Here is a 24,392-nt window from a genome sequence, read left to right as displayed (position 1 = left end):
GATTAAAGTATGGAAGGGCTGGGCAGGACGATACGACCTGGGCCGTAAAAGAGAATTGCTTAACAAATTTGCAAAATGTATTGGCGCGTGTTTACGCCATTTGATACTTTCCGGCCTACTATTTTGCAGCCTAAAACAAGTAGATGAGAATTATTTTCATATAATCCTCTTCTCAGATATCCAGCACAGGTCTCAAACAGGGGAGGCCTGGCAAGAATCGACGCAAGACGGCCATACGAGCGGTCAGTAATAAAAAAGTCGGTGATAGCAAGCAGTAAAAAAAGAACCTGACAGCAGCAAAAAAAACTCCTGCGCTGTACAGGCCCCAACAGGGGATTAGACAGCTGGCGAAAGCCAGTAATTATAATGAGTGGAGTACCAACACAATGTCCATCATCACAAAAAAAAATCTGGTAGCGGCGGGGATTTTAACTGCGCTAATCGCGGGAAACGCTGCAATGGCTGCGGACGTTCCTGCAGGTGTTCAACTGGCGGAAAAACAGACGCTGGTGCGTAACAACGGTGCGGAAGTGCAGTCTCTCGATCCGCATAAAATTGAAGGCGTTCCTGAGTCAAACGTTAACCGCGACCTGTTCGAAGGTCTGCTGGTGACTGACGTAGACGGCCACCCGGCACCGGGTGTGGCAGAAAAGTGGGAAAATAAAGATTTCAAAGTCTGGACCTTCCATCTGCGTAAAGATGCCAAATGGTCCGACGGTACACCGGTTACCGCCGAAGATTTCGTATATAGCTGGCAGCGCCTGGCGAATCCAAATACCGCCTCTCCGTATGCGAGCTATCTGCAGTATGGCCACATCGCCAATATCGATGACATTATCGCCGGTAAAAAGCCGGTCACCGACCTGGGCGTGAAGGCGATCGATGCTAATACCTTTGAAGTGACGTTGAGCGAACCTGTTCCGTACTTCTATAAGCTGCTGGTTCACCCATCCGTCTCGCCGGTACCAAAATCCGCCGTGGAAAAATTTGGTGAAAAATGGACGCAGCCTGCCAATATCGTGACCAATGGTGCCTATAAGCTTAAAGACTGGGTGGTCAACGAACGTATGGTGCTGGAGCGTAACCCGCAGTACTGGGATAACGCGAAGACCGTGATTAATCAGGTCACCTACCTGCCAATCTCTTCCGAAGTGACCGACGTTAACCGCTACCGCAGCGGTGAAATCGACATGACCTATAACAACATGCCGATTGAACTGTTCCAGAAGCTGAAGAAAGAGATCCCGAAAGAAGTTCACGTCGATCCATATCTGTGCACCTATTATTACGAAATCAACAACCAGAAAGCACCGTTCACCGACGTGCGCGTTCGTACCGCGCTGAAGCTGGCACTGGATCGCGATATCATCGTGAACAAAGTGAAAAACCAGGGCGATCTGCCGGCGTACAGCTACACGCCTCCGTATACCGATGGGATGAAACTGGTTGAGCCTGAGTGGTTCAAATGGTCGCAGGAAAAACGTAACGAAGAAGCGAAAAAACTGCTGGCGGAAGCAGGATACACCGCAGACAAGCCGCTGACGTTCAACCTGCTGTATAACACATCAGATCTGCATAAAAAACTGGCGATTGCCGTCGCGTCTATCTGGAAGAAAAACCTGGGCGTGAACGTTAAGCTGGAAAACCAGGAGTGGAAAACCTTCCTCGATACGCGTCATCAGGGGACCTTCGACGTGGCGCGTGCGGGCTGGTGTGCGGACTATAACGAACCGACATCATTCCTGAACACCATGCTCAGCGACAGTTCAAACAACACGGCGCACTATAAGAGCCCGGCGTTTGACAAGATCATCGCTGAAACCCTGAAAGTGTCTGACGATGCGCAGCGCGCAGAGCTGTACGCGAAATCAGAAGAACAGCTCGATAAAGACTCTGCAATTGTACCGGTTTACTACTACGTTAACGCCCGTCTGGTGAAACCGTGGGTAGGGGGTTATACCGGTAAAGACCCGTTGGATAATATTTCCGTTAAGAATCTTTATATTATCAAGCATTAATGGCAATACGTGGGGCGAGCCTGGCTTGCCCCACTGTGTCTACTTTGTAACATTCATCAGGCACACGCCAGAAGGTACGGGCAATGTTGAAATTTATCCTGCGTCGCTGTCTAGAAGCGATACCAACGTTATTTATTCTAATTACGATTTCCTTCTTTATGATGCGTCTCGCGCCGGGAAGTCCATTTACCGGTGAACGTACGTTGCCGCCAGAAGTCATGGCCAACATCGAGGCGAAGTATCACTTAAACGATCCCATCACCACCCAATACTTCAACTATCTGAAGCAGCTGGCGCACGGTGATTTTGGACCGTCATTTAAATATAAAGACTATTCCGTTAACGATCTGGTGGCCTCCAGCTTCCCGGTCTCGGCAAAACTGGGTGCTGCAGCATTCATTCTGGCCGTCGTTCTCGGGGTCACCGCAGGCGTTATCGCCGCGCTCAGACAAAATACCAAATGGGATTATGCCGTAATGGGGGTGGCAATGACCGGGGTAGTCATACCCAGCTTCGTTGTCGCGCCATTGCTGGTGATGATATTTGCCATCACGCTGAAATGGCTGCCCGGGGGCGGCTGGAACGGCGGGGCATTGAAGTTCATGATTTTGCCGATGGTGGCATTATCGCTGGCCTACATCGCCAGTATCGCGCGTATTACCCGTGGTTCAATGATCGAAGTGCTGCACTCAAACTTCATCCGCACCGCGCGCGCGAAAGGGCTGCCGATGCGCCGGATCATCTTCCGCCACGCGCTCAAGCCGGCGCTGCTGCCTGTGCTCTCCTATATGGGACCGGCATTCGTCGGCATCATTACGGGTTCAATGGTTATCGAAACAATTTACGGCCTGCCGGGTATTGGTCAACTGTTCGTAAACGGAGCGCTTAACCGTGACTACTCGCTCGTTCTGAGCCTCACGATCCTCGTGGGCGCACTGACCATTCTCTTTAACGCCGTTGTCGATGTGCTGTATGCCGTTATCGACCCGAAAATTCGTTACTAACGCTGGAGCACGCCATGATGTTGAGTAAGAAAAACAGCGAGGCGCTGGAAAACTTCAGTGAAAAACTGGAAGTAGAAGGTCGTAGCCTCTGGCAGGACGCGCGCCGTCGCTTTATGCATAACCGTGCGGCGGTCGCCAGCCTGGTTGTGCTGGTGATCATCGCGCTGTTTGTCACCCTGGCGCCGATGCTGTCGCAATTTACCTATTTCGATACGGACTGGGGCATGATGTCCAGCGCGCCTGATATGGAGTCCGGCCACTATTTCGGTACCGATTCATCCGGCCGTGATTTGCTGGTGCGCGTGGCAATTGGTGGCCGTATTTCTCTGATGGTCGGTATCGCCGCCGCGCTGGTGGCGGTGATCGTGGGGACGCTTTACGGCGCGCTTTCCGGCTACCTTGGCGGCAAAGTAGACTCGGTGATGATGCGTCTCCTGGAAATCCTGAACTCCTTCCCGTTTATGTTCTTCGTGATTTTGCTGGTGACCTTCTTCGGCCAGAACATCCTGTTGATCTTCGTGGCCATCGGGATGGTTTCCTGGCTGGATATGGCGCGTATTGTGCGCGGCCAGACGCTGAGCCTCAAACGCAAAGAGTTTATCGAAGCGGCGCAGGTAGGGGGGGTATCAACCAGTAATATCGTGGTTCGTCATATCGTGCCTAACGTGCTGGGCGTGGTGGTAGTCTATGCCTCACTGCTGGTGCCAAGCATGATTCTGTTTGAATCCTTCCTCAGCTTCCTGGGGCTGGGCACGCAGGAGCCACTGAGCAGCTGGGGTGCACTGCTGAGCGACGGCGCAAACTCGATGGAAGTTTCACCGTGGCTGCTGCTTTATCCGGCGGGTTTCCTGGTCGTCACCCTGTTTTGTTTTAACTTTATCGGCGATGGCCTGCGTGATGCCCTCGACCCGAAAGACCGTTAAGGAGCGCCGTCATGACAATTATTGAAACGGCCACCGCGCCACAGGCGCAGCAGCAGAGCAATCTTCTGCTGGATGTTAAAGACCTCCGCGTGACCTTTAAAACCCCGGACGGCGATGTTACTGCGGTCAACGATCTCAACTTTAACCTGAGCAAAGGGGAAACGCTGGGGATCGTGGGTGAATCCGGCTCCGGAAAATCCCAGACGGCATTTGCGTTAATGGGCCTGCTGGCCGCTAACGGCGTGATTGGCGGTTCGGCGAAATTCAACGGTCGCGAAATTCTTAACCTGCCGGAGCTCGAGCTGAACAAGCTTCGCGCCGAACAGATCTCAATGATTTTCCAGGATCCGATGACCTCCTTGAACCCGTATATGCGCGTCGGTGAGCAGCTGATGGAAGTCCTGATGCTGCACAAAGGTCTGGGCAAAGCGGAAGCTTTTGAGGAATCCGTTAAAATGCTGGATGCGGTAAAAATGCCGGAAGCGCGCAAGCGCATGCGCATGTTCCCGCACGAGTTCTCTGGCGGTATGCGTCAGCGCGTGATGATTGCCATGGCGCTGTTGTGCCGGCCAAAACTGCTGATTGCCGATGAACCGACTACCGCGCTGGACGTCACCGTGCAGGCGCAAATCATGACCCTGCTGAACGAGCTTAAGCGTGAGTTCAACACGGCGATTATCATGATCACCCACGATCTGGGCGTGGTTGCCGGTATCTGTGACAAAGTGCTGGTGATGTACGCCGGGCGCACCATGGAATACGGCAAAGCGCGCGACGTGTTCTATCAGCCAGCCCATCCGTACTCGATTGGCCTGCTGAACGCGGTACCGCGTCTTGATGCGGAAGGGGAATCCCTGCTCACCATTCCGGGCAACCCGCCAAACCTGCTGCGACTGCCGAAAGGCTGTCCGTTCCAGCCGCGCTGCCCGCACGCGATGGAAATCTGTAACAGCGCGCCGCCGCTGGAAGAATTTGCCCCAGGCCGTCTGCGCGCCTGCTTTAAGCCGCAGGAGGAGCTGGTATGAACGCAGTAGATGAAAAACGCAACGTGCTGCTCGAAATCGCCGACCTCAAGGTGCATTTCGACATCAAAGACGGCAAGCAGTGGTTCTGGCAGCCGCCGAAGACCCTGAAAGCGGTAGATGGCGTCACCTTGCGTCTGTATGAGGGGGAAACCCTGGGCGTGGTGGGCGAATCCGGCTGCGGTAAATCCACCTTTGCGCGTGCAATTATCGGTCTGGTGAAAGCCACCGGCGGCAAAGTGGCCTGGCTGGGTAAAGATCTGCTGGGCATGAAGCCTGACGAGTGGCGCGACGTGCGCAGCGATATCCAGATGATTTTCCAGGATCCGCTGGCGTCATTAAACCCGCGTATGACCATCGGTGAGATTATCGCCGAACCGCTGCGCACCTATCATCCAAAGATGCCGCGTCAGGAAGTTCGCGATCGCGTGAAGGCGATGATGCTGAAAGTCGGGCTGTTGCCTAACCTCATTAACCGTTACCCGCATGAATTTTCAGGCGGCCAGTGTCAGCGTATTGGCATTGCGCGTGCGCTTATCCTTGAGCCGAAACTGATTATCTGTGATGAACCGGTCTCTGCGCTGGACGTGTCGATTCAGGCGCAGGTGGTTAACCTGCTTCAGAAATTGCAGCGCGAAATGGGGCTGTCGCTGATCTTCATTGCGCACGACCTGGCGGTGGTAAAACATATCTCTGACCGCGTGCTGGTGATGTATCTGGGCCATGCCGTGGAACTGGGAACCTATGACGAGGTGTACCACAACCCGCTGCACCCTTATACCAAAGCGCTGATGTCGGCTGTGCCGATCCCCGATCCTGATCTGGAAAAGAATAAAACGATTCAGCTTCTGGAAGGGGAATTGCCGTCGCCGATCAATCCGCCGTCGGGCTGCGTGTTCCGCACGCGATGCCCGATGGCCGGGCCGGAATGCGCGAAAACGCGACCGGTGCTGGAGGGCAGTTTCCGACATGCGGTTTCCTGCCTGAAAGTAGACCCGCTATAATCGCAAGGGCTGACATGATGTCAGCCCTTATTTTTTTGCGAGGTTACCGTGTCGCGTTTATTCACTTCAGCCCGTCGGCGGCTCTATCATCTTTTATTCGATCCTGAAACGGTATCGGGACGCCGTTTTGAAGGTCTGTGTGCGCTGTTTGCGCTATTGAGCGTAGTGGTCATCTTTATTGAATCGGGTGTTGGGACGCAATATCACCTGACATTTGAGGAATGGCATGCGTTTGTCTGGCTGGAACTTATTATTACCCTGGTCTTTACCGCTGAGTATATTCTGCGTGTTGTTTGCTGGCCCAACCCGGCAAAGTACGTCTTTAGCTTCTGGGGCTTTATTGATTTAGCGACGATCCTGCCGCTCTATGTGATGTGGCTGTGGCCGGAGATCAGCCTCAACTATGTTTTCGCCTGGCGAGCGATGCGCGTTATTCGGGTCTTGCGTATTCTGAAGTTACTGCGCTTTATGCCGTCGCTGCGCGTATTCTGGAGCGCGATCGTCAGCGCACGCCATCAGCTTATTCTGTTCTATTCGTTTATTGCCATCGTGATGATTGTTTTTGGCGCGCTGATGTATTTGATCGAAGGGCCGAAATATGGCTTCACGACGCTCAACGCGTCCGTCTACTGGGCGATAGTGACCGTTACGACCGTGGGGTATGGCGATATCACGCCCCATACGCCGCTGGGACGTATTGTGGCATCCGTGCTGATTCTGATTGGGTATTCGGTAATTGCCATTCCGACGGGGCTTATTACCACGCACATGAGCAGCGCGTTTCAGAACCATAAACAGCGGCGCAAATGTCCGAACTGCCACCAGGCCGATCATGAACACAGCGCGCGGTTTTGCAACCGCTGCGGAAGCGCGTTACCGGATTAAATAAAAAAGGCTGCTATCGCAGCCTTTTTTATTATTCGCGCCAGAGTATGTGGCACAGCTTGTGGTCTTTCTCACGACACAGCAGGACGCGCGCAAAAATGTCGTTAATTTCACCGCCGTCTTCATCAGCCAGCCCAATAACCACTTCGGCAAAGAAGTCAGGGTTCAGGTCGAAATCTACATGTTCGGCCCAGTCCTCTGAAGGGTCGAACAATTCGGCACCGCCGCGCTCTTCGAACTGCAGATTAAAGAGGATCACGTCTGCGGGATCGAGGTTATCAACCGCCAGTTCGAGAAAAATGTCATAGGCCTGCTCGAGCGTTTCGTCTTCGGTCAGGCGATTGTTCAGATCCATTTCCATGATGACTACCTGTTTAACATCGTTGGGCACGTTTTACAGCAACGGACTAAAGAAGTAAAACAGTCGTTCAGCTATTCGCTGCCATAACGGACGTTTTACCCACAGCCTGGCATCCAGCAGCCGCGAGCGGGAGATATAGTCATCCTGAACCGCCGCCAGGTCACCGCCAAAGCCGGCGTCATCAATCACCAGGGTGATTTCAAAGTTTAGCCACAGGCTGCGCATATCAAGGTTAACCGTGCCCACCAGGCTTAATTCGCCGTCGACCAGCACGCTCTTGGTGTGCAGGAGCCCGCCTTCAAACTGGTAAATTTTCACCCCGGCGGCAAGCAGTTCGCTAAAGAAGGCACGGCTGGCCCAGCCCACCAGAAGGGAGTCATTTTTGCGTGGCAGAATGATACTGACATCGACGCCGCGCTGCGCTGCGGTACAAATCGCGTGCAGCAGATCATCGCTGGGGACAAAGTAGGGCGTCGTCATGATCAGATATTCACGCGCAGAGTAGGTTGCCGTCAGCAGCGCCTGGTGAATCAAGTCCTCCGGGAAGCCCGGTCCGGAGGCGATAGTATGAATTGTATGACCGCTGGCCTCTTCAAACGGCATAATATTGCCATCCGGCGGTGGCGGCAGGATACGCTTGCCGGTCTCTATCTCCCAGTCGCAGGAGTAAACGATGCCCATCGAGGTGGCAATCGGCCCCTCCATTCGCGCCATCAGATCCACCCATTGCCCGACGCCGGAGTCCTGTTTAAAGAAGCGCGGGTCAACCATGTTCATACTGCCGGTGTAGGCAATATAGTTATCGATCATGACCATTTTACGGTGCTGGCGAAGGTCCATCCGGCGCAGAAACACGCGCAGGAGATTCACCTTCAGTGCCTCAACCACCTCGATACCGGCGTTACGCATCATGCCCGCCCAGGGGCTACGGAAAAATGCCACGCTGCCCGCGGAGTCCAGCATCAGACGGCAGTGGATCCCCCTGCGTGCGGCCGCCATCAGGGATTCAGCGACCTGGTCAGCCATGCCGCCGGGCTGCCAGATATAAAACACCATCTCAATATTATGGCGAGCCAGCTGAATATCGCGGATTAACGCCTGCATGACATCATCGGACGACGTCAGAAGCTGGAGCTGATTGCCCTTAACGCCGCCAATCCCCTGGCGGCGCTCGCAGAGCTTAAACAGCGAGGAGGCGACGCTGCTGTTCTCCTCGGCAAAGATATGCTTACAGGCTTTGAGATCGTTAAGCCACTTCGCGGTGGAAGGCCACATTGCGCGCGCCCGCTCGGCACGGCGTTTACCAAGATGAAGCTCACCGAAAGAGAGATAGGCAATAATTCCCACCAGTGGGAGGATATAAATGATCAGAAGCCAGGCCATGGCAGAGGGTACGGCTCTGCGCTTCATCAGGATGCGTAACGTCACACCCGCGATTAACAGCCAGTATCCCAGAATGACCAGCCAACTCACCACGGTGTAGAAGGTTGTCATAGATAAAAAAATCCTTTTGAAAGCGTATTGTTATGAGTGTACGCATCAGGATTCATCTGGCAAATAAAAACGCCAGGTAAAAGCGCTGGTTTGCTGTCGGGTTGGGTTTATAATGGCGGCTCTGTTTGAGAAAGAGTTGTAGACATGAAGCGCAGTAGAACAGAAGTAGGGCGCTGGCGTATGTTGCGACAGGTGAGTCGTCGCAAGGCTCGTTGGCTGGAAGCACAATCCCGCCGCAATATGCGTATCCACGCCATCAGAAAATGTGGATTGACCCGGCACCGCAATGCGTTGCTGTTCGCAGTCCAGGATATCTGAAACCCATGAGGGCACCGCAAGGTGCCCGCTGATTATATTGTGTCTTATTTTGCGAATATCGTTATTGCGGCGATATTCCGGTTATTTTTAGCAAAAGGAGGGAGAGGTGTTTGCGGAGTTTGGCGTACTGAATTTCTGGACGTATGTTGTTGGCGCATTTTTTATCGTGCTGGTTCCCGGGCCAAACACCCTGTTTGTGCTGAAAACGGGGATCGGTCACGGTGTTAAAAAAGGATATCTTGCCGCGACCGGTGTGTTTATCGGTGATGCGGTATTGATGTTCCTGGCCTGGGCGGGTGTTGCGGCATTGATCCAGACGACCCCCGTACTCTTTAATATCGTGCGCTATCTCGGGGCTTTCTATCTGCTGTGGTTGGGCGGAAAAATGCTCTGGTCGGTGATCACACGTCAGAATAATGCTCAAGAGAGCGGAACCGAGCCTGCCAGCACGATCATGAAACGCTCCCTCGTCCTGAGCCTGACCAATCCAAAAGCGATTCTGTTCTACGTTTCGTTCTTTGTGCAGTTTATCGACGTGAATGCGCAAAATACCGGGACCTCTTTCCTGATCCTCGCTACCACGCTTGAGCTGATTAGCTTTATGTACATGAGCTTCCTGATCTTCTCTGGGGCGTTTGTTACGCGTTATCTGAAAACCAAAAAGAAACTGGCAAAGCTGGGGAACGGGCTGATAGGGCTGCTGTTTGTCGGGTTTGCGGCGCGGTTAGCGTCACTGCATTGATGTGAAGAAAGGCTCCTGAGGGAGCCTTTTTACCTCAGAACACTTTCTTATACGGTCGCACCGTCACTTTTGCATACACACCCGCCGCAACGTATGGGTCTGCGTCAGCCCAGGCCTGCGCCGCTTCAAGAGACTCAAACTCAGCAATAACCGTAGAGCCAGAAAAACCGGCGGCTCCCGGGTCATTGCTGTCAACAGCAGGCATTGGACCCGCGGTCAGCAAACGGCCTTCGTCCTGGAGCAGCTGCAGGCGAGCCAGATGGGCAGGGCGAACAGAGTGACGTTTTTCGAGGGAATCAGCGACATCTTCAGAGTAAATCACGTAAAGCACGGTGAAGCTCCTTAAGCGTTATAAAGTGTCAGTTACGTTATGTGAAAGGGCAATTGACTGCAATGTAAAGATAAAAACAACGTTAATACCCCGATCTGGATGTCCTTTTTTTGACCACTCCTGCGCTTAAATTGCGCCAGAACAAAGTGTCTTATTGAATATGATTGCTATTTGCATTTAAAATCAGGGTCCGGTTTTTTAACGTTGATGATTATGACTTCGATGACCCTTGATTTACCTCGCCGCTTTCCCTGGCCGACGCTGTTGTCCGTCGTGATTCACGGTGCCGTCGTGGCGGGTTTGCTCTACACCTCGGTTCATCAGGTTATTGAAATGCCCGCACCCGCCCAGCCGATCTCGGTAACCATGGTCTCGCCAGCGGATCTCGAACCGCCGCAGGTTGCGCCACCACCGCCACAGCCGGTTGCTGAGCCTGAACCGGAACCCGAGCCTGTACCGGAGCCACCGAAGGAGGCACCGGTGGTGATCCACAAACCTGAACCGAAGCCAAAACCTAAGCCGAAGCCAAAGCCGGTGAAGAAGGTCGAGGAGCGTCCGAAACGTGAAGAACGCCCGGTTGAACCGCGCGCGACCCAGCCGGTCGAGAATGCAGCGCCTTCGCGTCCGGTCATGAATAACAGCGCACCGGCGGCGAAGCCGACGGTTGCCGCACCAGCGGGCCCACGTGCGTTGAGCCGTAATCAGCCTCAGTATCCGGCGCGGGCTCAGGCCTTGCGTATTGAAGGTCGCGTACGGGTGAAATTTGACGTGACTGCGGATGGCCGCGTGGATAACCTGGAAATTCTGTCTGCTCAACCTTCAAATATGTTTGAGCGCGAAGTGAAGTCGGCGATGCGCAGATGGCGCTACGAACCCGGTAAACCGGGAAGCGGACTGATCGTGAACATTGTTTTCCGCCTGAATGGCGGGGCGCAGATGGAATAAGAAAAGCCTCCGAAAGGAGGCTTTTTTTTGCCTGCCATTCAGGCTGGCGGAAGCTGACGAGGTTTACCCTCGCTATCGACAGCGACATAAATAAACAGCGCTTCAGTTGCTTTATAGCGCTGTCCAATCGGTTCAGAAGAGACTTTCTTCACCCAGACTTCAATGTTGATGGAGATGGATGTATTGCCGCGCTTTACGCAGCGGGCGTAACAGCAAACCACATCACCTACCGCAACCGGGCGCAGGAAGGTCATTCCATCCACCCGCACGGTCACCACGCGTCCGTGAGCAATCTCTTTTGCCAGAATTGCGCCGCCCATATCCATCTGCGACATCAGCCAGCCGCCAAAAATATCGCCATTGGCATTGGTGTCAGCGGGCATTGCCAGTGTGCGTAAAACCAGTTCGCCCTGAGGGGCGTTATTTGTTGTCATTGTTTTAACTCATAACGGAAGACTTCAGGCGGGATGCTACTATGATTTCACAGCGGAGAGAATAGACCAGAACGCCTGTCGAACACGTTCTGGTCAGTCAGCAATCAGTGCTTGTCGTCCTGCGGCATGTGGCGATAGATATAAATGCCGCTTAGCAGGGTGAATATCAGCGTCAGGGCCGTCAGGCCGAAGACCTTGAAGTTGACCCAGATATTCTGTGGCAGCCAGAAAGCGATATAGATATTGGCAAGACCGCAAAGGATAAAGAACACGGCCCAGGCGATATTCAGGCGCGACCAGACTTCCTGTGGCAGCGTCAACTCTTTGCCGAGCATGCGCTGGATCAGCGGCTTTTTCATCACCCACTGGCTGATGAGCAGCGCACCCGCAAACAGCGCGTAGATCACCGTCACTTTCCACTTGATAAATTCATCATTGTGGAAGAAGAGGGTTAGCCCGCCGAATACGGCGACCAGGACGAACGTTACCAGCGCCATTTTCTCAACTTTACGGTAGCGCACCCAGCTGTAGATCAGCACAACCGCTGTCGCAATAATCAACGCCGTGGTGGCAGCATAAATGTCATACAGTTTGTAAAACGCGAAAAAGACCACCAGCGGTAAAAAATCAAGAAACTGCTTCATTCTGTGATTCCATCTTCTTTGTTGAGCCGGACCCTGTCATGCACCCGGCATCAGGGTTACTGACGAATTAACATATACAGGCGGAACAGATAGACAAGCAGCACCGCTGAAATCAGGTTGCTCAATGTATTCGCGACCACCGCGCCGACGTTCGGGGTTAATACCGCAAAATTCGGAGCAAACAGGAGCAGGAGCGTTTTTGCCAGCAGCCAGGCAATGACTGCGGGAGCCACCAGACGCATATTAGCCCATGCGAGTCGGATGCTGCTGCGCATCGCGGTAAAAATTCCCATTTTATCCTGCACGACCATTACTGGGGCAAAAGCGAGCACAATAGCCAGTAACACGCCCGGCACCACAACCAGCATAATTCCCATCTGCACCAGCATGGTGGTTAAAAAGATCAGAATAAACAGCTTAGGTAAGATCGGCGCGCTGGCGCCAATCGCCCGCAAGGCGCTGACCCGGTGGCCCGCCGACACCAGTTGGATCATCAGCAAAACGCCGCCCGCCAGAATGGCGTTACCAATCAGGCCAGAAAACGTGGATGCGGCAGACGCCCGCAGCAGAATTTGTTGCTGCTCTGGCGTCATGTTTTGCACCAGTTCAAATAGCCCAACGCTTCCTGCAAGATGGTCGCCCTGGCTCAGGCTGGCAATCTGTTCTTCACTCGGTGAGAACGCATGACCGAGCACCACAGTGATAAAGGCGCAAAGCAACGCGATCAGTAAAAAGGTAATGAACTGATTGCGGAAAAAATTTCCCGTGTCACGGTAGACAGACTTCGCCGTGATAGACATGCACTCTCCTTGCGTATTGCAGGTGTTAATTAGCCGGCAATTGTACACCGGATGAACCTGCTGTGGCAGCATCAAGGCTTGTATGGAAAAGCATATCTTTGTAAAGCGGCGGTAATCCAAAGCGCGCGCGGGCGCGATTACAGGCTTCGTTGACCTGCCCATCTTCCCCCGACATGGCAAATTCCCGGCACGGGCTGGGGCGATCCTCATAGATTGCGCACCGGGTCAAAACCCCGGGCTCACCTTGTAAGGCCGCGCAGCGGGCCTGCTTTTGATTGGTGCCGCTCATGCAGCGCAGAAAGGGGGTTAACGGCTCAGTAAGATGAACCGGAACGGTACCGCCGCCATCGCTGGCTTCAGCCCAGTAGAAAGAGACTCGAAAATACGCACAACAGGCTCCGCACGTCATGCACGGGTTAACTTCACTCATGGCACACCTGCAAAAAAGAACGCATCAAATCAACTTGTGAGAGCGATAAATTATCCAGCCGACAGAGGAAGAGCAAGAGGGGGAAAAGAGAAAATTTTGTAACTGTGAAATGCCAAAAATTGACATAGAAACAACTTATTGCTTTTCAAAGCGCCACAAAAAATTAACCCAGATCAATGAATGTTAACTTACTGGTTTTAATGTGATCTGTGGCAGATCACTTATTACTCTTTTGTGAGTATATTCTCATCCGCGATTAAAACCACAACGATGGAGCGGATATGAAAAAATTAGCGGTGGCAGCCCTTGTATTAAGCAGTCTCTCTGGCGGCGCGTATGCGCATGAAGCAGGCGAATTCTTTATTCGTGCCGGTTCGGCTACGGTTCGCCCAACTGAAGGATCGGATAACGTGCTGGGTATGGGCGGTTTTAACGTCAGTAACAACACCCAGTTAGGTTTAACATTCACCTGGATGGCGACGGATAACGTTGGGGTTGAGCTTCTGGCGGCAACACCGTTCCGTCACCGTGTCGGTCTTGGTGCGACCGGTGATATCGCCACGGTTCACCATTTACCGCCAACGCTGATGGCGCAATGGTACTTTGGCGATGCCAGCAGCAAGGTGCGTCCATATATTGGCGCGGGTGTGAACTACACCACCTTCTTCGATGAGAAATTCAACGATACCGGCAAAGAAGCAGGACTCTCCGATCTCAGCCTGAAAGACTCGTGGGGTATGGCTGGGCAGGTTGGTCTGGACTATCTGATTAACCGCGACTGGCTGATCAACGCCTCGGTCTGGTATATGGATATTGATACGGACGTACGCTTCAAGGCGGGCGGCGAGCAGCAAAGCATCAATACGCGTCTGGATCCGTGGGTGTTCATGTTCTCTGCGGGTTATCGTTTCTAATTCTGTATGTTTAATGCGCCCCCGAGGGGGCGCATTTCGTCTATTACTTCTGAATCAAATAGCGAATGGTTGGCCCGTCCTGCTGGATATCCAGCACCGTATAACCGTGGTTTTTTGCATCCAGCGGAATGTTGTTGATGGATTGCGGACAATCGCTCACCACCTCCAGAATTTCCCCTTTTTCCAGCTGCGGCAGTGCCTCAAGCGTGGCAACCGCCGGATACGGGCAGGGTTCACCGACCATATCCAGACGATAGTCGGGGACGATCTCTTTCATGCAGCGTTCTCCTGCGTTTCAGTTTTGACGACGGCACGGCGGAAGAAGCGTTTCTCCTGCGCGACAACCAGTAAAAAAGCGACCAGCAGCAGGGCATAAGTCACCAGCAGGCCGCCGAGAGGGCCGAAAGCGCTCAGCAGGTTAACCTTGTCCCAGTTTGTGGCAAGCACCGGGGACACGTCGTCCCAGAAGTATGCGAGGAGTGTGGATCCAAGGACATTCCCAAGCCCGACCCACCAGTAGTGCACCTGTCCTTCAACCGCGCGGTACATCCAGCCGGTTTCACACCCGCCCGCCAGCACAATCCCGAAGCCAAACAGCAGACCGCCAATCACCGCGTTCGGGCCAGCCCACATGATCTTCGGTTCAACACCGAGCTGAACATAGCTGAAAATGCCGATAGCGCTCACCGCCATGCCGGCAATGATTGCCTTCGCCATCATCGTCCTTCCGGTGATCCACATATCGCGAAACGCAGAGGTAAAGCAGATCTGCGCGCGTTCGATCAGCAGGCCAAAGCCGACGCCGAACAACATCGCCAGGCCAAGCTTCGGCTGATTCATCGCCGTGCAAATGGCCCATGCAATCATAGCAAAAAAGACCAGCATACCCAGGCGGAAACGGCGCTTTGCCTGCTCCGGTTTTTGGGTTAGCGGGGACGCCGCGCTGACTTTTGTCATTTTCACCGGAATGCGGAACAGCGGCAGAAGGGTGAATTTTGCTCCGAAGTAAGAGCCAATCGCCGTGGCCACGGCAAAAAACCAGGCATGAAGGGAGAACTGCGGAATCCCCGTAAAGAACGCGGCCAGATTACAGCCCATCGCCAGGCGGGCGCCAAACCCGGCAATCATACCCCCGACTACCGCCTGCATGATGCGAACGCGGCTTTTGGGCATGCGCAGCTTAACGTTGTTTGCCCACAGCGCCGCAGCGAAGCAGCCGCCGAACATGCCGATAATCATCATTCCGTCGATGCGGGTAAGCGGGGTGCCGTCCAGGTGAATGAGTTTGAAGTATCCCCACTCTTCGGTGTGCACGCCTGCGAGCTGCAGCAGTTGCCCACCCCAGCGGGTGAATTCACCGGTGACGGCCCAGAAGGTGCCGGTAATGCCGAAATAATAAGTAGAGAGAATGCCTGCCGCGATGACGGCCGGAACAGGTGACCAGAACTTAACCAGGTAAGTCTGTTTGAAGTATTGCCATGACATGAATAAGCCTCTGAACTCAGAAGGATTAGTGCTAAAAAGAGTCCAGATCATACGCTTACGCGAAAGTTTGAAAAGCTATTCACACCGAAAATATCGACGGGATCAATTTTGACGTAATCCTTTGGAGAGGATGGAGAAGGAGGAGTAACCGTCTGGCAGGGTTGCCAGACGGTGGAGGGGTCAGGCTTTACGCGTCGCCGCCTTCATGGCAGTCACAAACGCCTTCAGCTCGGCCAGCATCTGCTCGGGCTTGTCCACGTTCTTCTCGATGATCTTCACAATCGCGGAGCCGGAGATGGCACCCGCCGCCTTCGCGTCAATCGCCGCGGTGACCTGATCCGGAGAGGAGATCCCGAAGCCCTGCAGCGGCGGCGCGGCATGGTACTCGGCCAGCTTTTCCACCAGATGATGCAGCGGCAGGGCCGCTTTATTCTCGGCGCCAGTCACGCCCGCGCGCGAAAGCAGATAGGTATACCCGCGTCCGTAAGAGGCTATCTGGCGCAGCAGTTCATCGTCCGCGTTAGGCGGGCAGATGAAAATCGGCGCAACGTTGTGGCGCATTGCCGCCTGACGAAACGGCGCGGACTCTTCCACGGGCACGTCTGCTACCAGGACCGAGTCGACACCCACGCGCGCGCATTCTGCATAGAACTCGTCAACACCACGGTTGAACACCAGGTTGGCGTACATCAGCAGGCCAATCGGAATGGTCGGGTGCTTCTGGCGGATCGCCGCCAGCATTTCAAAGCACTGGGTTGGGGTCACGCCTGCCGCAAAGGCGCGCAGGGTGGCGTTCTGGATGGTCGGGCCATCCGCCAGCGGATCGGAGAACGGAATACCCAGCTCCAGCGCGTCGGCGCCGGCTTCAATCAGGGCGTCGATAATCTTCAGAGACTGCTCAGGGCCAGGGTCGCCCAGGGTAACGAAGGGGACGAACGCGCCTTCCTGGCGGGATTTCAGTTCAGCAAATACGTTATCGTAGCGTTCCATCAGATTTCCCCTCGTGCTTTCAAAATATCGTGAACGGTGAAGATATCTTTGTCACCGCGACCGGAAAGGTTCACCACCAGCAGTTGCTCTTTTTCCGGGTTCTCTTTCATCATTTTCAGCGCGTGCGCCAGCGCGTGAGAAGACTCCAGCGCCGGGATGATCCCTTCGCTGCGGCACAGCGTTTTGAAGGCTTCCAGCGCTTCGTCATCGGTAATGGAGACATAGTCCGCGCGCCCCGTGCTGTTCAGGAACGCGTGCTGTGGCCCAACGGACGGGAAGTCCAGTCCGGCAGAAATTGAGTAAGACTCTTCAATCTGCCCTTCATCGGTCTGCATCATCGGGGCTTTCATGCCGAAGTAGATCCCCACGCGGCCATGCTTCAGCGGCGCGCCGTGCTCGCCGGTTTCAATCCCATGACCGGCAGGCTCGACGCCAATCAGCCCTACGCGGGTTTCGTCGATAAAATCGGCAAACATGCCGATGGCGTTAGACCCGCCGCCGACGCAGGCAATGACTGCATCCGGCAGGCGACCCTCTTTTTCAAGGATCTGCGCTTTGGTCTCTTCACCAATCATGCGCTGGAATTCGCGCACGATGGTCGGGAACGGGTGAGGACCTGCCGCGGTGCCGAGCATATAGTGCGCGGTTTCATAGCTGCCGGACCAGTCGCGCAGCGCTTCGTTACAGGCATCTTTCAGCGTCGCAGAACCGCTGTGCACCGGGATCACTTCCGCACCCATCAGGCGCATACGGAACACGTTCGGCGACTGACGCTCAACGTCTTTAGCACCCATATAGATGCGGCACTTCAGGCCGAGCAGGGCGCTGGCGAGCGCAGAAGCCACGCCGTGCTGGCCCGCGCCGGTTTCGGCGATGATTTCGGTTTTACCCATACGCTTCGCGAGCAGCGCCTGGCCCAGCACCTGGTTAGTTTTATGCGCGCCGCCGTGCAGCAGATCTTCACGCTTAAGATACAGCGTGGTTTTGGTGCCTTCGGTCAGGTTGCGGCATTTGGTCAGCGCGGTTGGACGCCCGGCGTAGTTTTTCAGCAGGTCGGTAAACTCCGCCTGAAACGCAGGATCTTTCTGCGCGCTCACGAACGCTTCTTCCAGCTGGCGCAGCGCGGGCATCAGGATTTGCGGAACGTACATCCCGCCGAATTCACCAAAATACGGGTTAAGTAATGTCGTCATCTTCTCTTCCTTAATATGCACGCAGAGTTTTAAACACCGAGGCCAGCTTGCTGGCATCTTTGATACCCGGTTGCGACTCTACGCCTGAATTGAAATCGAGGCCTGCGCAGCCGGTTTTCGCGGCTTCCACACAGTTATCCGGGCTTAGTCCGCCCGCCAGCAGGACGTTGTCCAGCTTTTCGCCGTTCAGCAGCGACCAGTCAAAACGTTGTCCGGTGCCGCCCTGGCCGTTGTCGAGCACGTATTTGTCAACGTGGTGAAGATTACGTGCGGGCAGGGTGGTGCCCACGCTTTGTGCTTTCCAGATTTGAACCTGCGGTGCCAGCGCGTCGCGCAGGGCATTGATGTACGCCTGATCTTCATCTCCATGAAGCTGAACGGCACGCAGGGATAACGCGTCGGCTTTTGCCACAACGTCCGCGACATCCGCATTGCGGAACACGCCAACATAGCTCAGCGGGGCCGCCGCGATTACCTTGCGGGCCTGTTCCTCATTGACTGCACGAGGAGAGGTGTCGACGAAGATTAAACCGCCATAGATTGCTCCAGCCTCATACGCGGCCAGCGCATCCTGTTCGCGGGTCAGGCCGCAGACTTTGTTTTCACCCAGCAGCACGCGACGCACAGCCGCATTGAGGTCGTCATGTTCCATCATGGCGGAGCCAATCAGGAAACCGTTGGCGAAGTGGCTCAGCTCGCGCACCTGGGCGTAGCTGTTAATGCCGGACTCGCTGATCACCGTGACGCCCGCACCCAGACGCGGCGCCAACTGGCGGGTACGGTTCAGGTCAATCGACAAGTCGCGAAGATCGCGGTTGTTGATGCCGACCACTTTGGCTTCCAGCGCGATGGCGCGCTCAAGCTCTTCTTCGTTACTCACTTCGGTCAGCACGCCCATTTTCAGGCTGTGCGCCACGGCAGCAAGCTGGCGATACTGTTCGTCGTCCAGTACCGAGAGCATCAGCAGGCAGGCATCGGCCTGGTAGAAACGCGCCAGCCAGATCTGATACGGGTCGATAATAAAGTCTTTGCACAGGATCGGCTGCGGTGCGATGCCGCTGACGATCGGCAGAAAATCGAAGCTGCCCTGGAAATATTTCTCATCCGTCAGCACGGAGATTGCCGACGCATGATGCTTATAAATACCGGCGATACGCGCCGGGTCGAAATCGTCACGAATAACGCCTTTTGAGGGAGAGGCCTTTTTGCACTCCAGAATAAAGGCGGTACGTGCACCCTGCAGGGCGTCATAGAAACGACGGCTGCTTGGGACGACGTCATTCTGGAAACTGGCAAGCGGCTGCTCTGCTTTGCGTGCTTCCACCCAGATGGCCTTATCGGCAACGATTTTCGCTAAAACGGTCTGCATTCTTTACCCTCTTGCCGCAAGTGCGGTAACGCGATCGTAAGCTGCACCGGAGCGCAGTACATCCAGAACTTTTTGAGCATTGGCCTTCAGGTCTTCCTCACCGTGCAAACGCATCAGCATGGCGACGTTGGCAGCCACGGCGGCCTCATGAGCGGCCTCACCTTTACCTTGTAGTAAGCGCGTCAGAATGTCACGGTTTTCTTCCGGCGTACCGCCTGCCAGCGCTTCCTGATGGTACGGCGTTAAGCCGAAATCAGACGCCTCAAGCTGATAGCTGAGTACTTCACCATCGTTAAGCTCGGCCACCAGCGTCGGCGCATGCAGCGAAACTTCATCCATTCCGCCGCTGTGCACCACGGCGGCGCGTTTGTAACCCAGCACGCGCAGCGTCTCGGCAATCGGCAGGACCAGCTCAGGGCTGTAAACGCCAATTAATGCCAGCGGCGGATGGGCCGGGTTGATCAGCGGGCCGAGCACGTTAAACAGCGTGCGGGTTTTAAGCTGCTGGCGAACCGGCATCGCGTGGCGGAAACCGGTGTGATATTTCGGCGCAAACAGGAAGCAAACGCCCAAATCGTCCAGCGCTTCACGCGAACGCTCGGCATTCATCTCCAGATTGATGCCAAACGCGGCCAGCAGATCGGACGAGCCTGAACGGCTGGAGACGCTGCGGTTACCGTGCTTGGCCACCTTCAGGCCGCAGGCCGCCGCCACAAAGGCGCTGGCGGTAGAAATATTGATGCTGTTGCTGCCGTCGCCACCGGTCCCGACGATATCCGCAAACTGATAGTCCGGGCGCGGGAACGGAGCGGCATTTTCCAGCAGCGCGGTTGCCGCACCGGCGATCTCCTGCGGGCTTTCGCCGCGCACTTTCATGCTCACCAGCGCAGCGGCCAGCTGCTCAGGCTTCAGCTCGCCGCGCACCACGGCGGAAAAAAGCTGGTGGCTCTCCTGCTGGCTCAGGGTCTGGGCCTGATACAGTTTTTCCAGAATCGGCTGCAGGGTGTTGGTCTGCTCCAGTTTCTGTAACGCCCAGTCAAGGGTCTGCTCCAGCAGGCGGGCGCCATTGGAGGTCAAAATAGATTCCGGGTGGAACTGCATCCCGCAGACGCGATCCGCATCGTGGCGTACCGCCATCACCATCCCTTCAAACGAGGCGTTGATGGTCAGCCCGGCCGGAATGTTGCTGCCGACCAGCGAATGATAGCGCGCGACCGGGAGCGGATTCGGCAGCCCGGCAAACATTGCCTGGCCGTCATGTTCAATGCTGGAGGCTTTACCGTGCAGGATCTCGCCCGCCTGGCCGACGTAACCGCCGTAGGCTTCCACGATTGCCTGGTGACCAAGGCAGATACCGATAATCGGCAGCTTGCCGCGCATGCGGGTCAGCAGTTCGGGCATACAGCCCGCTTCGCTCGGCGCGCCCGGCCCCGGGGAGAGCATCAGCACCGGGTTTTGCATGGTCGCCAGACGGTCAATCAGGGTCTGAGCCGGAACGTGGTTGCGGTAGATAACGACGTTGTGACCATTCGCACGCAGCTGATCTGCCAGGTTATAGGTAAAGGAGTCGATGTTATCGAGCAGCAGAATGTCAGCCATCAGAAAATCTCCTGTGCGTGGTGTGCGGTAGCGATGGCGCGCAATACCGCGCGTGCTTTACTGCGGGTTTCGTCAGCTTCAGACTGCGGAACAGAGTCAAGAACAATCCCGGCGCCGGCCTGAACGGTGGCAATACCGTCTTCGACGTAGGCGGAGCGGATCACGATGCAGGTATCAAGGTCGCCATGGGCGGTGAAGTAACCTACCGCGCCGCCGTAGCTCCCGCGCCGACGTCCTTCCGCTTCGGCGATAAGCTGCATGGCGCGTACCTTCGGCGCGCCGCTCAGGGTGCCCATATTCATGCAGGCACGGTAGGCGTGCAGCACGTCGAGGTCGCTGCGCAGTTCACCCACCACGCGGGAGACCAGGTGCATCACGAAGGAGTAACGGTCAACTTTGGTCAGGTCTGCCACGTAGCGGCTGCCCGGGGTGCAAATGCGCGCCAGGTCGTTACGCGCCAGGTCAACCAGCATCAGGTGTTCGGAGAGCTCCTTGTGGTCGGTTCGCATTTCCAGTTCGATGCGGCTGTCCAGATCGCGGTCCAGCGAGCCATCGGCACGACGGCCACGCGGACGGGTGCCCGCAATCGGGTAGATCTCAATCTGGCGGCTGGTGGCGTCGTACTTCAGCGAGCTTTCCGGCGAGGCGCCGAACAGCGTGAAATCATTGTCCTGCATAAAGAACATATATGGGCTCGGGTTGCTCTTCTTCAGCACGTCGTAAGCCGCCAGCGGTGACGGGCAGGGCAGCGAGAAACGGCGGGACGGCACAACCTGGAAAATCTCCCCGGCGCGAATAGCCTTTTGCATCTGGCGAACCACGGCCCCGTATTGATCGTCGGTCTGGTTAACGTCGCATGTCATTTTTTCCACGTGCTGTACCGGCAGCGCAGGCGGCGCTTCCGTCATCTGCTGCTGGAGCTGAGCGATGCGATGCTCAAGGCGGTTTTTCTCAAACGCAGAGGGCGTGAACAGGCTGGCCTGGATGCGGGTATATTTTTTCTGATGGTCGATCACCAGCAGGGTTTCGGCCAGGTAGAAACAGTAGTCCGGGCAGCGGTTGCCCTGCTCGGTTTCCGGCAAATCTTCAAAACCGGCGACCAGGTCGTAAGCAAACAGCCCGCCGAAGAACATTGCTTCGCGCTCATCTTCCGGCACGGTGACAAGATTTTGCAGCAGGCGGAAGGCATCGAACACGGACAGCGAGCAGAGGCGCGCGTCTTCGTCCAGCAGCTGGCTTACCGGCGGGAAATGCAGAATTCGCAGGTCCCGGTGACGTTCATTGTCGATGCCCGCGGGCAGAGCCGCATCCAGCAGAGGCAGCAGCGATGCGCCATTATCAGAGAGCGCCTTAATGGTGACGGTGTCACCTAGCGCGGTAATGCGCAGCGCGCTGTCGACCAGCAGCAGGCTTTTCAGATCGTCCTTACTGTCGATATCCGCAGACTCCAGCAGCAGCGTCGCCGGACGCGCACCGCACACCTGATGAAACAGCGCGGTCGGGTTGTGGCGATAGACCGCCTCGCAGGTCAAGAGTTCGAGATGAGGTTTGGCTGTTTGCATGTTGTGATTCTCATTTATTCTGTTCAAAAAAAAGCCCGCTGGGTAGCGGGCGGGTATCTGTTTGCATTTCGCAGATGCGTGACACTGCCCGAAGATCAGGAAGTGCGCCACCAACCCTGCAGAGTGAAATGTGCTGTCATTTTCAGATACCTTTCTCGTGTGAACTTGCGTACTAGTTAACTAGTTCGATGGCGTATTGTCAACCCTTGATTTCAGAATTTCACGTTAAGTCGGTATCATGGCGTTTTCGGATGTCTCCAACCTGTTATGGGAAGTGCTTTGAGCGATACCACCTACGCGATTATTTATGATTTACACAGCCATACTCAGGCCTCTGATGGCCTGCTGACACCCGAAGCCCTGGTTCATCGCGCGGTTGAAATGCGTGTCGGCACGCTGGCGATAACCGATCACGATACCACCGACGCCATTCCGGCAGCGCGCGCCGAGATTGCCCGCAGCGGGCTGGCGCTGAATCTGGTGCCCGGCGTCGAGATCTCGACCGTCTGGGAAAACCATGAGATTCATATCGTTGGCCTGAACATTGATATAGAACATCCGGCACTTCTTGCCTTTTTGCAAGAACAAAAAACGCGCCGCAACCAGCGCGCGGAGATGATCGGCGAGCGTCTGGAGAAGGCGCATATTCCGGGCGCGCTGGAAGGTGCGCAAAAGCTGGCGAACGGCGGGGCGGTCACCCGCGGTCATTTCGCCCGCTTTCTGGTTGAAGCGGGCAAAGCGACGACCATGGCGGATGTCTTTAAAAAGTATCTGGCGCGCGGGAAAACCGGATACGTTCCGCCACAGTGGTGTACAATAAAACAAGCTATTGATGTCATTCATCATTCTGGCGGTAAGGCCGTTCTGGCCCATCCGGGGCGGTATAATCTTTCTGCTAAATGGCTGAAACGGCTGCTGGCGCACTTTGCCGAATGCGGTGGCGAGGCGATGGAAGTCGCCCAGTGTCAGCAGGCGCCCAACGAGCGCGCGCAGCTCGCGACTTACGCCCGCCAGTTTGGCCTGCTAGGGTCACAGGGCTCTGATTTCCACCAGCCCTGCGCGTGGATCGAGCTGGGACGCAAGCTCTGGCTACCCGCTGGCGTTGAGCCGGTCTGGCAGCTCTGGGAGCAGCCGCAGCAAATTGAAGAGAGGGAAGTATGAGTCAGTTTTTCTATATCCATCCGGACAACCCGCAGCCACGTCTGATTAATCAGGCCGTGGAGATCGTCCGCAAAGGCGGCGTGATAGTCTACCCGACCGATTCCGGCTACGCGCTGGGCTGTAAAATTGAAGATAAAGGAGCGATGGAACGCATTTGCCGTATTCGTCAGCTGCCGGACGGCCATAACTTTACCCTGATGTGCCGCGATCTCTCTGAGCTGTCGACCTATGCGTATGTCGACAACGTGGCGTTTCGCCTGATCAAGAACAACACGCCGGGTAACTACACCTTCATTCTGAAAGGGACGAAGGAGGTGCCGCGTCGCCTGCTGCAGGAAAAGCGTAAGACTATCGGCATGCGCGTGCCGTCGAACCCGATTGCCCAGGCGCTGCTGGAAACTCTCGGCGAACCGATGCTCTCTACCTCACTGATGCTGCCGGGCAGCGAGTTTACCGAGTCCGATCCGGAGGAGATAAAAGATCGTCTGGAGAAGGTGGTGGAGTTGATTATTCACGGCGGTTATCTCGGCCAGCAGCCGACTACGGTGGTCGATTTAACCGAGGATGCACCGGAAGTGATTCGTGAAGGGGTGGGTGACGTAAAGCCTTTCTTGTAAATAAGGTGTTTAATGCCTGAAATTAAGGAAAGAGCGGAGGCTGGATTTCTCCAGCCTTTGTCTGTCATCTCCAGCCTTTGCCGGTCATCTTACTTTCTTAAAGATGAGCAAGACCAAAACAAGGCAGATAGCACTCCCGTAAAATGC

Annotated in this window: 28 protein-coding genes and 1 other annotated feature; of the genes, 13 read left to right on the top strand and 15 right to left on the bottom strand. The window is 55.3% G+C overall.

Going from position 1 to position 24,392, the window contains the following annotated elements; all coding sequences use genetic code 11:
- The 7 genes from IM284_RS23405 to IM284_RS17355 all read left to right on the top strand — a co-directional run.
- A partial coding sequence (locus tag IM284_RS23405) for a hypothetical protein (RefSeq protein ID WP_226838825.1) occupies nucleotides 1-250 on the top strand: 250 nt, incomplete at its 5' end.
- A 136-nt stretch (nucleotides 251-386) separates the two neighbouring features.
- Nucleotides 387-2,018: an oligopeptide ABC transporter substrate-binding protein OppA gene (gene oppA, locus IM284_RS17380; RefSeq protein WP_028013430.1), complete on the top strand. Its 1,632-nt coding sequence runs from the start codon at nucleotides 387-389 to the stop codon at nucleotides 2,016-2,018.
- Nucleotides 2,019-2,101: 83 nt separating this feature from the next.
- A complete protein-coding gene (gene oppB / locus IM284_RS17375; RefSeq protein WP_028013429.1) occupies nucleotides 2,102-3,022 on the top strand; it encodes an oligopeptide ABC transporter permease OppB in 921 nt (306 codons plus the stop codon).
- A gap of 14 nt (nucleotides 3,023-3,036) precedes the next feature.
- Nucleotides 3,037-3,945, top strand: coding sequence for an oligopeptide ABC transporter permease OppC (oppC, locus tag IM284_RS17370; protein WP_028013428.1), 909 nt, complete (start codon nucleotides 3,037-3,039; stop codon nucleotides 3,943-3,945).
- 11 nt (nucleotides 3,946-3,956) lie between these two features.
- Nucleotides 3,957-4,970 (top strand): ABC transporter ATP-binding protein, encoded by a 1,014-nt coding sequence (locus IM284_RS17365; RefSeq protein WP_028013427.1) that lies wholly within the window; start codon nucleotides 3,957-3,959, stop codon nucleotides 4,968-4,970.
- On the top strand, nucleotides 4,967-5,971 hold the full coding sequence (gene oppF, locus IM284_RS17360) for a murein tripeptide/oligopeptide ABC transporter ATP-binding protein OppF (protein WP_041909608.1): 1,005 nt from the start codon (nucleotides 4,967-4,969) through the stop codon (nucleotides 5,969-5,971). The genes IM284_RS17365 and oppF overlap by 4 nt, the downstream gene beginning before the upstream one ends.
- A gap of 48 nt (nucleotides 5,972-6,019) precedes the next feature.
- Complete coding sequence (locus tag IM284_RS17355; RefSeq protein WP_045260682.1) at nucleotides 6,020-6,856, top strand: ion transporter; 837 nt, start codon at nucleotides 6,020-6,022, stop codon at nucleotides 6,854-6,856.
- A gap of 31 nt (nucleotides 6,857-6,887) precedes the next feature.
- On the opposite strand, the gene IM284_RS17350 is transcribed toward IM284_RS17355, so the two are convergent.
- Nucleotides 6,888-7,217 carry an HI1450 family dsDNA-mimic protein gene (locus tag IM284_RS17350; protein WP_006810881.1) on the bottom strand — a complete coding sequence of 110 codons (330 nt, stop codon included), beginning with the start codon at nucleotides 7,215-7,217 and terminating at the stop codon, nucleotides 6,888-6,890.
- 33 nt (nucleotides 7,218-7,250) lie between these two features.
- Complete coding sequence (gene cls, locus IM284_RS17345; RefSeq protein ID WP_028013424.1) at nucleotides 7,251-8,711, bottom strand: cardiolipin synthase; 1,461 nt, start codon at nucleotides 8,709-8,711, stop codon at nucleotides 7,251-7,253.
- Between the two features lie 144 nt (nucleotides 8,712-8,855).
- Between cls and IM284_RS17340 the strand changes: the two genes are divergently transcribed.
- Both IM284_RS17340 and leuE read left to right on the top strand, forming a co-directional pair.
- The gene (locus tag IM284_RS17340; protein ID WP_086379783.1) at nucleotides 8,856-9,029 is read left to right on the top strand and encodes a YciY family protein; all 174 of its coding nucleotides are present in this window, start codon (nucleotides 8,856-8,858) and stop codon (nucleotides 9,027-9,029) included.
- A 106-nt stretch (nucleotides 9,030-9,135) separates the two neighbouring features.
- Nucleotides 9,136-9,771 carry a leucine efflux protein LeuE gene (gene leuE, locus IM284_RS17335; RefSeq protein ID WP_028013423.1) on the top strand — a complete coding sequence of 212 codons (636 nt, stop codon included), beginning with the start codon at nucleotides 9,136-9,138 and terminating at the stop codon, nucleotides 9,769-9,771.
- A 34-nt stretch (nucleotides 9,772-9,805) separates the two neighbouring features.
- On the opposite strand, the gene IM284_RS17330 is transcribed toward leuE, so the two are convergent.
- A complete protein-coding gene (locus IM284_RS17330; RefSeq protein WP_047368709.1) occupies nucleotides 9,806-10,102 on the bottom strand; it encodes a YciI family protein in 297 nt (98 codons plus the stop codon).
- Nucleotides 10,103-10,324: 222 nt separating this feature from the next.
- On the opposite strand from IM284_RS17330, the gene tonB reads away from it, so the two are divergent.
- On the top strand, nucleotides 10,325-11,047 hold the full coding sequence (tonB, locus tag IM284_RS17325) for a TonB system transport protein TonB (protein ID WP_047368768.1): 723 nt from the start codon (nucleotides 10,325-10,327) through the stop codon (nucleotides 11,045-11,047).
- 38 nt (nucleotides 11,048-11,085) lie between these two features.
- Here the strand turns inward: tonB and yciA are convergent, their stop codons facing one another.
- The 4 genes from yciA to IM284_RS17305 form a co-directional block, all read right to left on the bottom strand.
- Nucleotides 11,086-11,481: an acyl-CoA thioester hydrolase YciA gene (gene yciA / locus IM284_RS17320; protein WP_028013420.1), complete on the bottom strand. Its 396-nt coding sequence runs from the start codon at nucleotides 11,479-11,481 to the stop codon at nucleotides 11,086-11,088.
- 104 nt (nucleotides 11,482-11,585) lie between these two features.
- Nucleotides 11,586-12,125, bottom strand: a complete 540-nt coding sequence (locus IM284_RS17315) for a septation protein A (RefSeq protein ID WP_028013419.1) — start codon at nucleotides 12,123-12,125, stop codon at nucleotides 11,586-11,588.
- A 56-nt stretch (nucleotides 12,126-12,181) separates the two neighbouring features.
- On the bottom strand, nucleotides 12,182-12,925 hold the full coding sequence (locus IM284_RS17310) for a YciC family protein (protein ID WP_047368708.1): 744 nt from the start codon (nucleotides 12,923-12,925) through the stop codon (nucleotides 12,182-12,184).
- A 25-nt stretch (nucleotides 12,926-12,950) separates the two neighbouring features.
- Nucleotides 12,951-13,355 carry a YkgJ family cysteine cluster protein gene (locus IM284_RS17305; protein WP_048338869.1) on the bottom strand — a complete coding sequence of 135 codons (405 nt, stop codon included), beginning with the start codon at nucleotides 13,353-13,355 and terminating at the stop codon, nucleotides 12,951-12,953.
- A gap of 281 nt (nucleotides 13,356-13,636) precedes the next feature.
- Here IM284_RS17305 and ompW point away from each other — a divergent pair, with 281 nt between their 5' ends.
- Entirely contained in the window at nucleotides 13,637-14,269 is a 633-nt protein-coding gene (gene ompW, locus IM284_RS17300; RefSeq protein WP_045260668.1) for an outer membrane protein OmpW, read from the top strand.
- A gap of 43 nt (nucleotides 14,270-14,312) precedes the next feature.
- Here the strand turns inward: ompW and yedF are convergent, their stop codons facing one another.
- The 8 genes from yedF to trpL all read right to left on the bottom strand — a co-directional run bounded on the left by yedF (nucleotide 14,313) and on the right by trpL (nucleotide 22,607).
- A complete protein-coding gene (gene yedF / locus IM284_RS17295) occupies nucleotides 14,313-14,546 on the bottom strand; it encodes a sulfurtransferase-like selenium metabolism protein YedF (RefSeq protein ID WP_045260667.1) in 234 nt (77 codons plus the stop codon).
- A complete protein-coding gene (yedE, locus tag IM284_RS17290; protein WP_047368707.1) occupies nucleotides 14,543-15,754 on the bottom strand; it encodes a selenium metabolism membrane protein YedE/FdhT in 1,212 nt (403 codons plus the stop codon). The genes yedF and yedE overlap by 4 nt, the downstream gene beginning before the upstream one ends.
- 180 nt (nucleotides 15,755-15,934) lie before the next feature.
- Nucleotides 15,935-16,744 carry a tryptophan synthase subunit alpha gene (gene trpA, locus IM284_RS17285; protein WP_041909626.1) on the bottom strand — a complete coding sequence of 270 codons (810 nt, stop codon included), beginning with the start codon at nucleotides 16,742-16,744 and terminating at the stop codon, nucleotides 15,935-15,937.
- Nucleotides 16,744-17,937, bottom strand: coding sequence for a tryptophan synthase subunit beta (gene trpB, locus IM284_RS17280; protein ID WP_028013413.1), 1,194 nt, complete (start codon nucleotides 17,935-17,937; stop codon nucleotides 16,744-16,746). Before trpB ends, trpA begins: the two co-directional genes overlap by 1 nt.
- Nucleotides 17,938-17,947: 10 nt before the next feature.
- Complete coding sequence (gene trpCF, locus IM284_RS17275) at nucleotides 17,948-19,306, bottom strand: bifunctional indole-3-glycerol-phosphate synthase TrpC/phosphoribosylanthranilate isomerase TrpF (protein ID WP_047368706.1); 1,359 nt, start codon at nucleotides 19,304-19,306, stop codon at nucleotides 17,948-17,950.
- A gap of 3 nt (nucleotides 19,307-19,309) precedes the next feature.
- The gene (gene trpD, locus IM284_RS17270; protein WP_028013411.1) at nucleotides 19,310-20,905 is read right to left on the bottom strand and encodes a bifunctional anthranilate synthase glutamate amidotransferase component TrpG/anthranilate phosphoribosyltransferase TrpD; all 1,596 of its coding nucleotides are present in this window, start codon (nucleotides 20,903-20,905) and stop codon (nucleotides 19,310-19,312) included.
- On the bottom strand, nucleotides 20,905-22,467 hold the full coding sequence (locus IM284_RS17265; protein WP_047368705.1) for an anthranilate synthase component 1: 1,563 nt from the start codon (nucleotides 22,465-22,467) through the stop codon (nucleotides 20,905-20,907). Before IM284_RS17265 ends, trpD begins: the two co-directional genes overlap by 1 nt.
- Nucleotides 22,468-22,492: 25 nt before the next feature.
- Nucleotides 22,493-22,586: a sequence feature (Trp leader region), on the bottom strand.
- On the bottom strand, nucleotides 22,563-22,607 hold the full coding sequence (gene trpL, locus IM284_RS23770) for a trp operon leader peptide (protein WP_120247367.1): 45 nt from the start codon (nucleotides 22,605-22,607) through the stop codon (nucleotides 22,563-22,565). It overlaps the preceding feature by 24 nt.
- Before the next feature lie 139 nt (nucleotides 22,608-22,746).
- On the opposite strand from trpL, the gene rnm reads away from it, so the two are divergent.
- A complete protein-coding gene (gene rnm / locus IM284_RS17255) occupies nucleotides 22,747-23,628 on the top strand; it encodes an RNase AM (protein WP_028013409.1) in 882 nt (293 codons plus the stop codon).
- A complete protein-coding gene (locus IM284_RS17250; RefSeq protein ID WP_003856793.1) occupies nucleotides 23,625-24,245 on the top strand; it encodes an L-threonylcarbamoyladenylate synthase in 621 nt (206 codons plus the stop codon). The genes rnm and IM284_RS17250 overlap by 4 nt, the downstream gene beginning before the upstream one ends.
- Nucleotides 24,246-24,392: the final 147 nt, after the last annotated feature.

Origin of the sequence: Enterobacter cloacae complex sp. P12RS (genome assembly GCF_014895875.1) — a bacterium.
GTDB classification, from domain to species: Bacteria; Pseudomonadota; Gammaproteobacteria; order Enterobacterales; family Enterobacteriaceae; genus Enterobacter; species Enterobacter bugandensis.
The sequence above is the reverse complement of the archived record's forward strand: the minus strand, read 5'-3'. Positions and strand labels throughout refer to the sequence as shown.

What these genes read in the sequence shown, in the direction of transcription:
- cls (WP_028013424.1), bottom strand. Translation starts at nt 8,711, where the DNA reads ATGACAACCTTCTACACCGTGGTGAGTTGGCTGGTCATTCTGGGATAC.
- trpA (WP_041909626.1), bottom strand. Translation starts at nt 16,744, where the DNA reads ATGGAACGCTACGATAACGTATTTGCTGAACTGAAATCCCGCCAGGAA.
- IM284_RS17305 (WP_048338869.1), bottom strand. Translation starts at nt 13,355, where the DNA reads ATGAGTGAAGTTAACCCGTGCATGACGTGCGGAGCCTGTTGTGCGTAT.
- IM284_RS17250 (WP_003856793.1), top strand. Translation starts at nt 23,625, where the DNA reads ATGAGTCAGTTTTTCTATATCCATCCGGACAACCCGCAGCCACGTCTG.
- trpB (WP_028013413.1), bottom strand. Translation starts at nt 17,937, where the DNA reads ATGACGACATTACTTAACCCGTATTTTGGTGAATTCGGCGGGATGTAC.
- oppF (WP_041909608.1), top strand. Translation starts at nt 4,967, where the DNA reads ATGAACGCAGTAGATGAAAAACGCAACGTGCTGCTCGAAATCGCCGAC.
- oppA (WP_028013430.1), top strand. Translation starts at nt 387, where the DNA reads ATGTCCATCATCACAAAAAAAAATCTGGTAGCGGCGGGGATTTTAACT.
- IM284_RS17340 (WP_086379783.1), top strand. Translation starts at nt 8,856, where the DNA reads ATGAAGCGCAGTAGAACAGAAGTAGGGCGCTGGCGTATGTTGCGACAG.
- IM284_RS17310 (WP_047368708.1), bottom strand. Translation starts at nt 12,925, where the DNA reads ATGTCTATCACGGCGAAGTCTGTCTACCGTGACACGGGAAATTTTTTC.
- IM284_RS17315 (WP_028013419.1), bottom strand. Translation starts at nt 12,125, where the DNA reads ATGAAGCAGTTTCTTGATTTTTTACCGCTGGTGGTCTTTTTCGCGTTT.
- IM284_RS17350 (WP_006810881.1), bottom strand. Translation starts at nt 7,217, where the DNA reads ATGGAAATGGATCTGAACAATCGCCTGACCGAAGACGAAACGCTCGAG.
- trpD (WP_028013411.1), bottom strand. Translation starts at nt 20,905, where the DNA reads ATGGCTGACATTCTGCTGCTCGATAACATCGACTCCTTTACCTATAAC.
- yedF (WP_045260667.1), bottom strand. Translation starts at nt 14,546, where the DNA reads ATGAAAGAGATCGTCCCCGACTATCGTCTGGATATGGTCGGTGAACCC.
- yedE (WP_047368707.1), bottom strand. Translation starts at nt 15,754, where the DNA reads ATGTCATGGCAATACTTCAAACAGACTTACCTGGTTAAGTTCTGGTCA.
- ompW (WP_045260668.1), top strand. Translation starts at nt 13,637, where the DNA reads ATGAAAAAATTAGCGGTGGCAGCCCTTGTATTAAGCAGTCTCTCTGGC.
- IM284_RS17265 (WP_047368705.1), bottom strand. Translation starts at nt 22,467, where the DNA reads ATGCAAACAGCCAAACCTCATCTCGAACTCTTGACCTGCGAGGCGGTC.
- oppC (WP_028013428.1), top strand. Translation starts at nt 3,037, where the DNA reads ATGATGTTGAGTAAGAAAAACAGCGAGGCGCTGGAAAACTTCAGTGAA.
- trpCF (WP_047368706.1), bottom strand. Translation starts at nt 19,306, where the DNA reads ATGCAGACCGTTTTAGCGAAAATCGTTGCCGATAAGGCCATCTGGGTG.
- tonB (WP_047368768.1), top strand. Translation starts at nt 10,325, where the DNA reads ATGACCCTTGATTTACCTCGCCGCTTTCCCTGGCCGACGCTGTTGTCC.
- IM284_RS17365 (WP_028013427.1), top strand. Translation starts at nt 3,957, where the DNA reads ATGACAATTATTGAAACGGCCACCGCGCCACAGGCGCAGCAGCAGAGC.
- oppB (WP_028013429.1), top strand. Translation starts at nt 2,102, where the DNA reads ATGTTGAAATTTATCCTGCGTCGCTGTCTAGAAGCGATACCAACGTTA.
- yciA (WP_028013420.1), bottom strand. Translation starts at nt 11,481, where the DNA reads ATGACAACAAATAACGCCCCTCAGGGCGAACTGGTTTTACGCACACTG.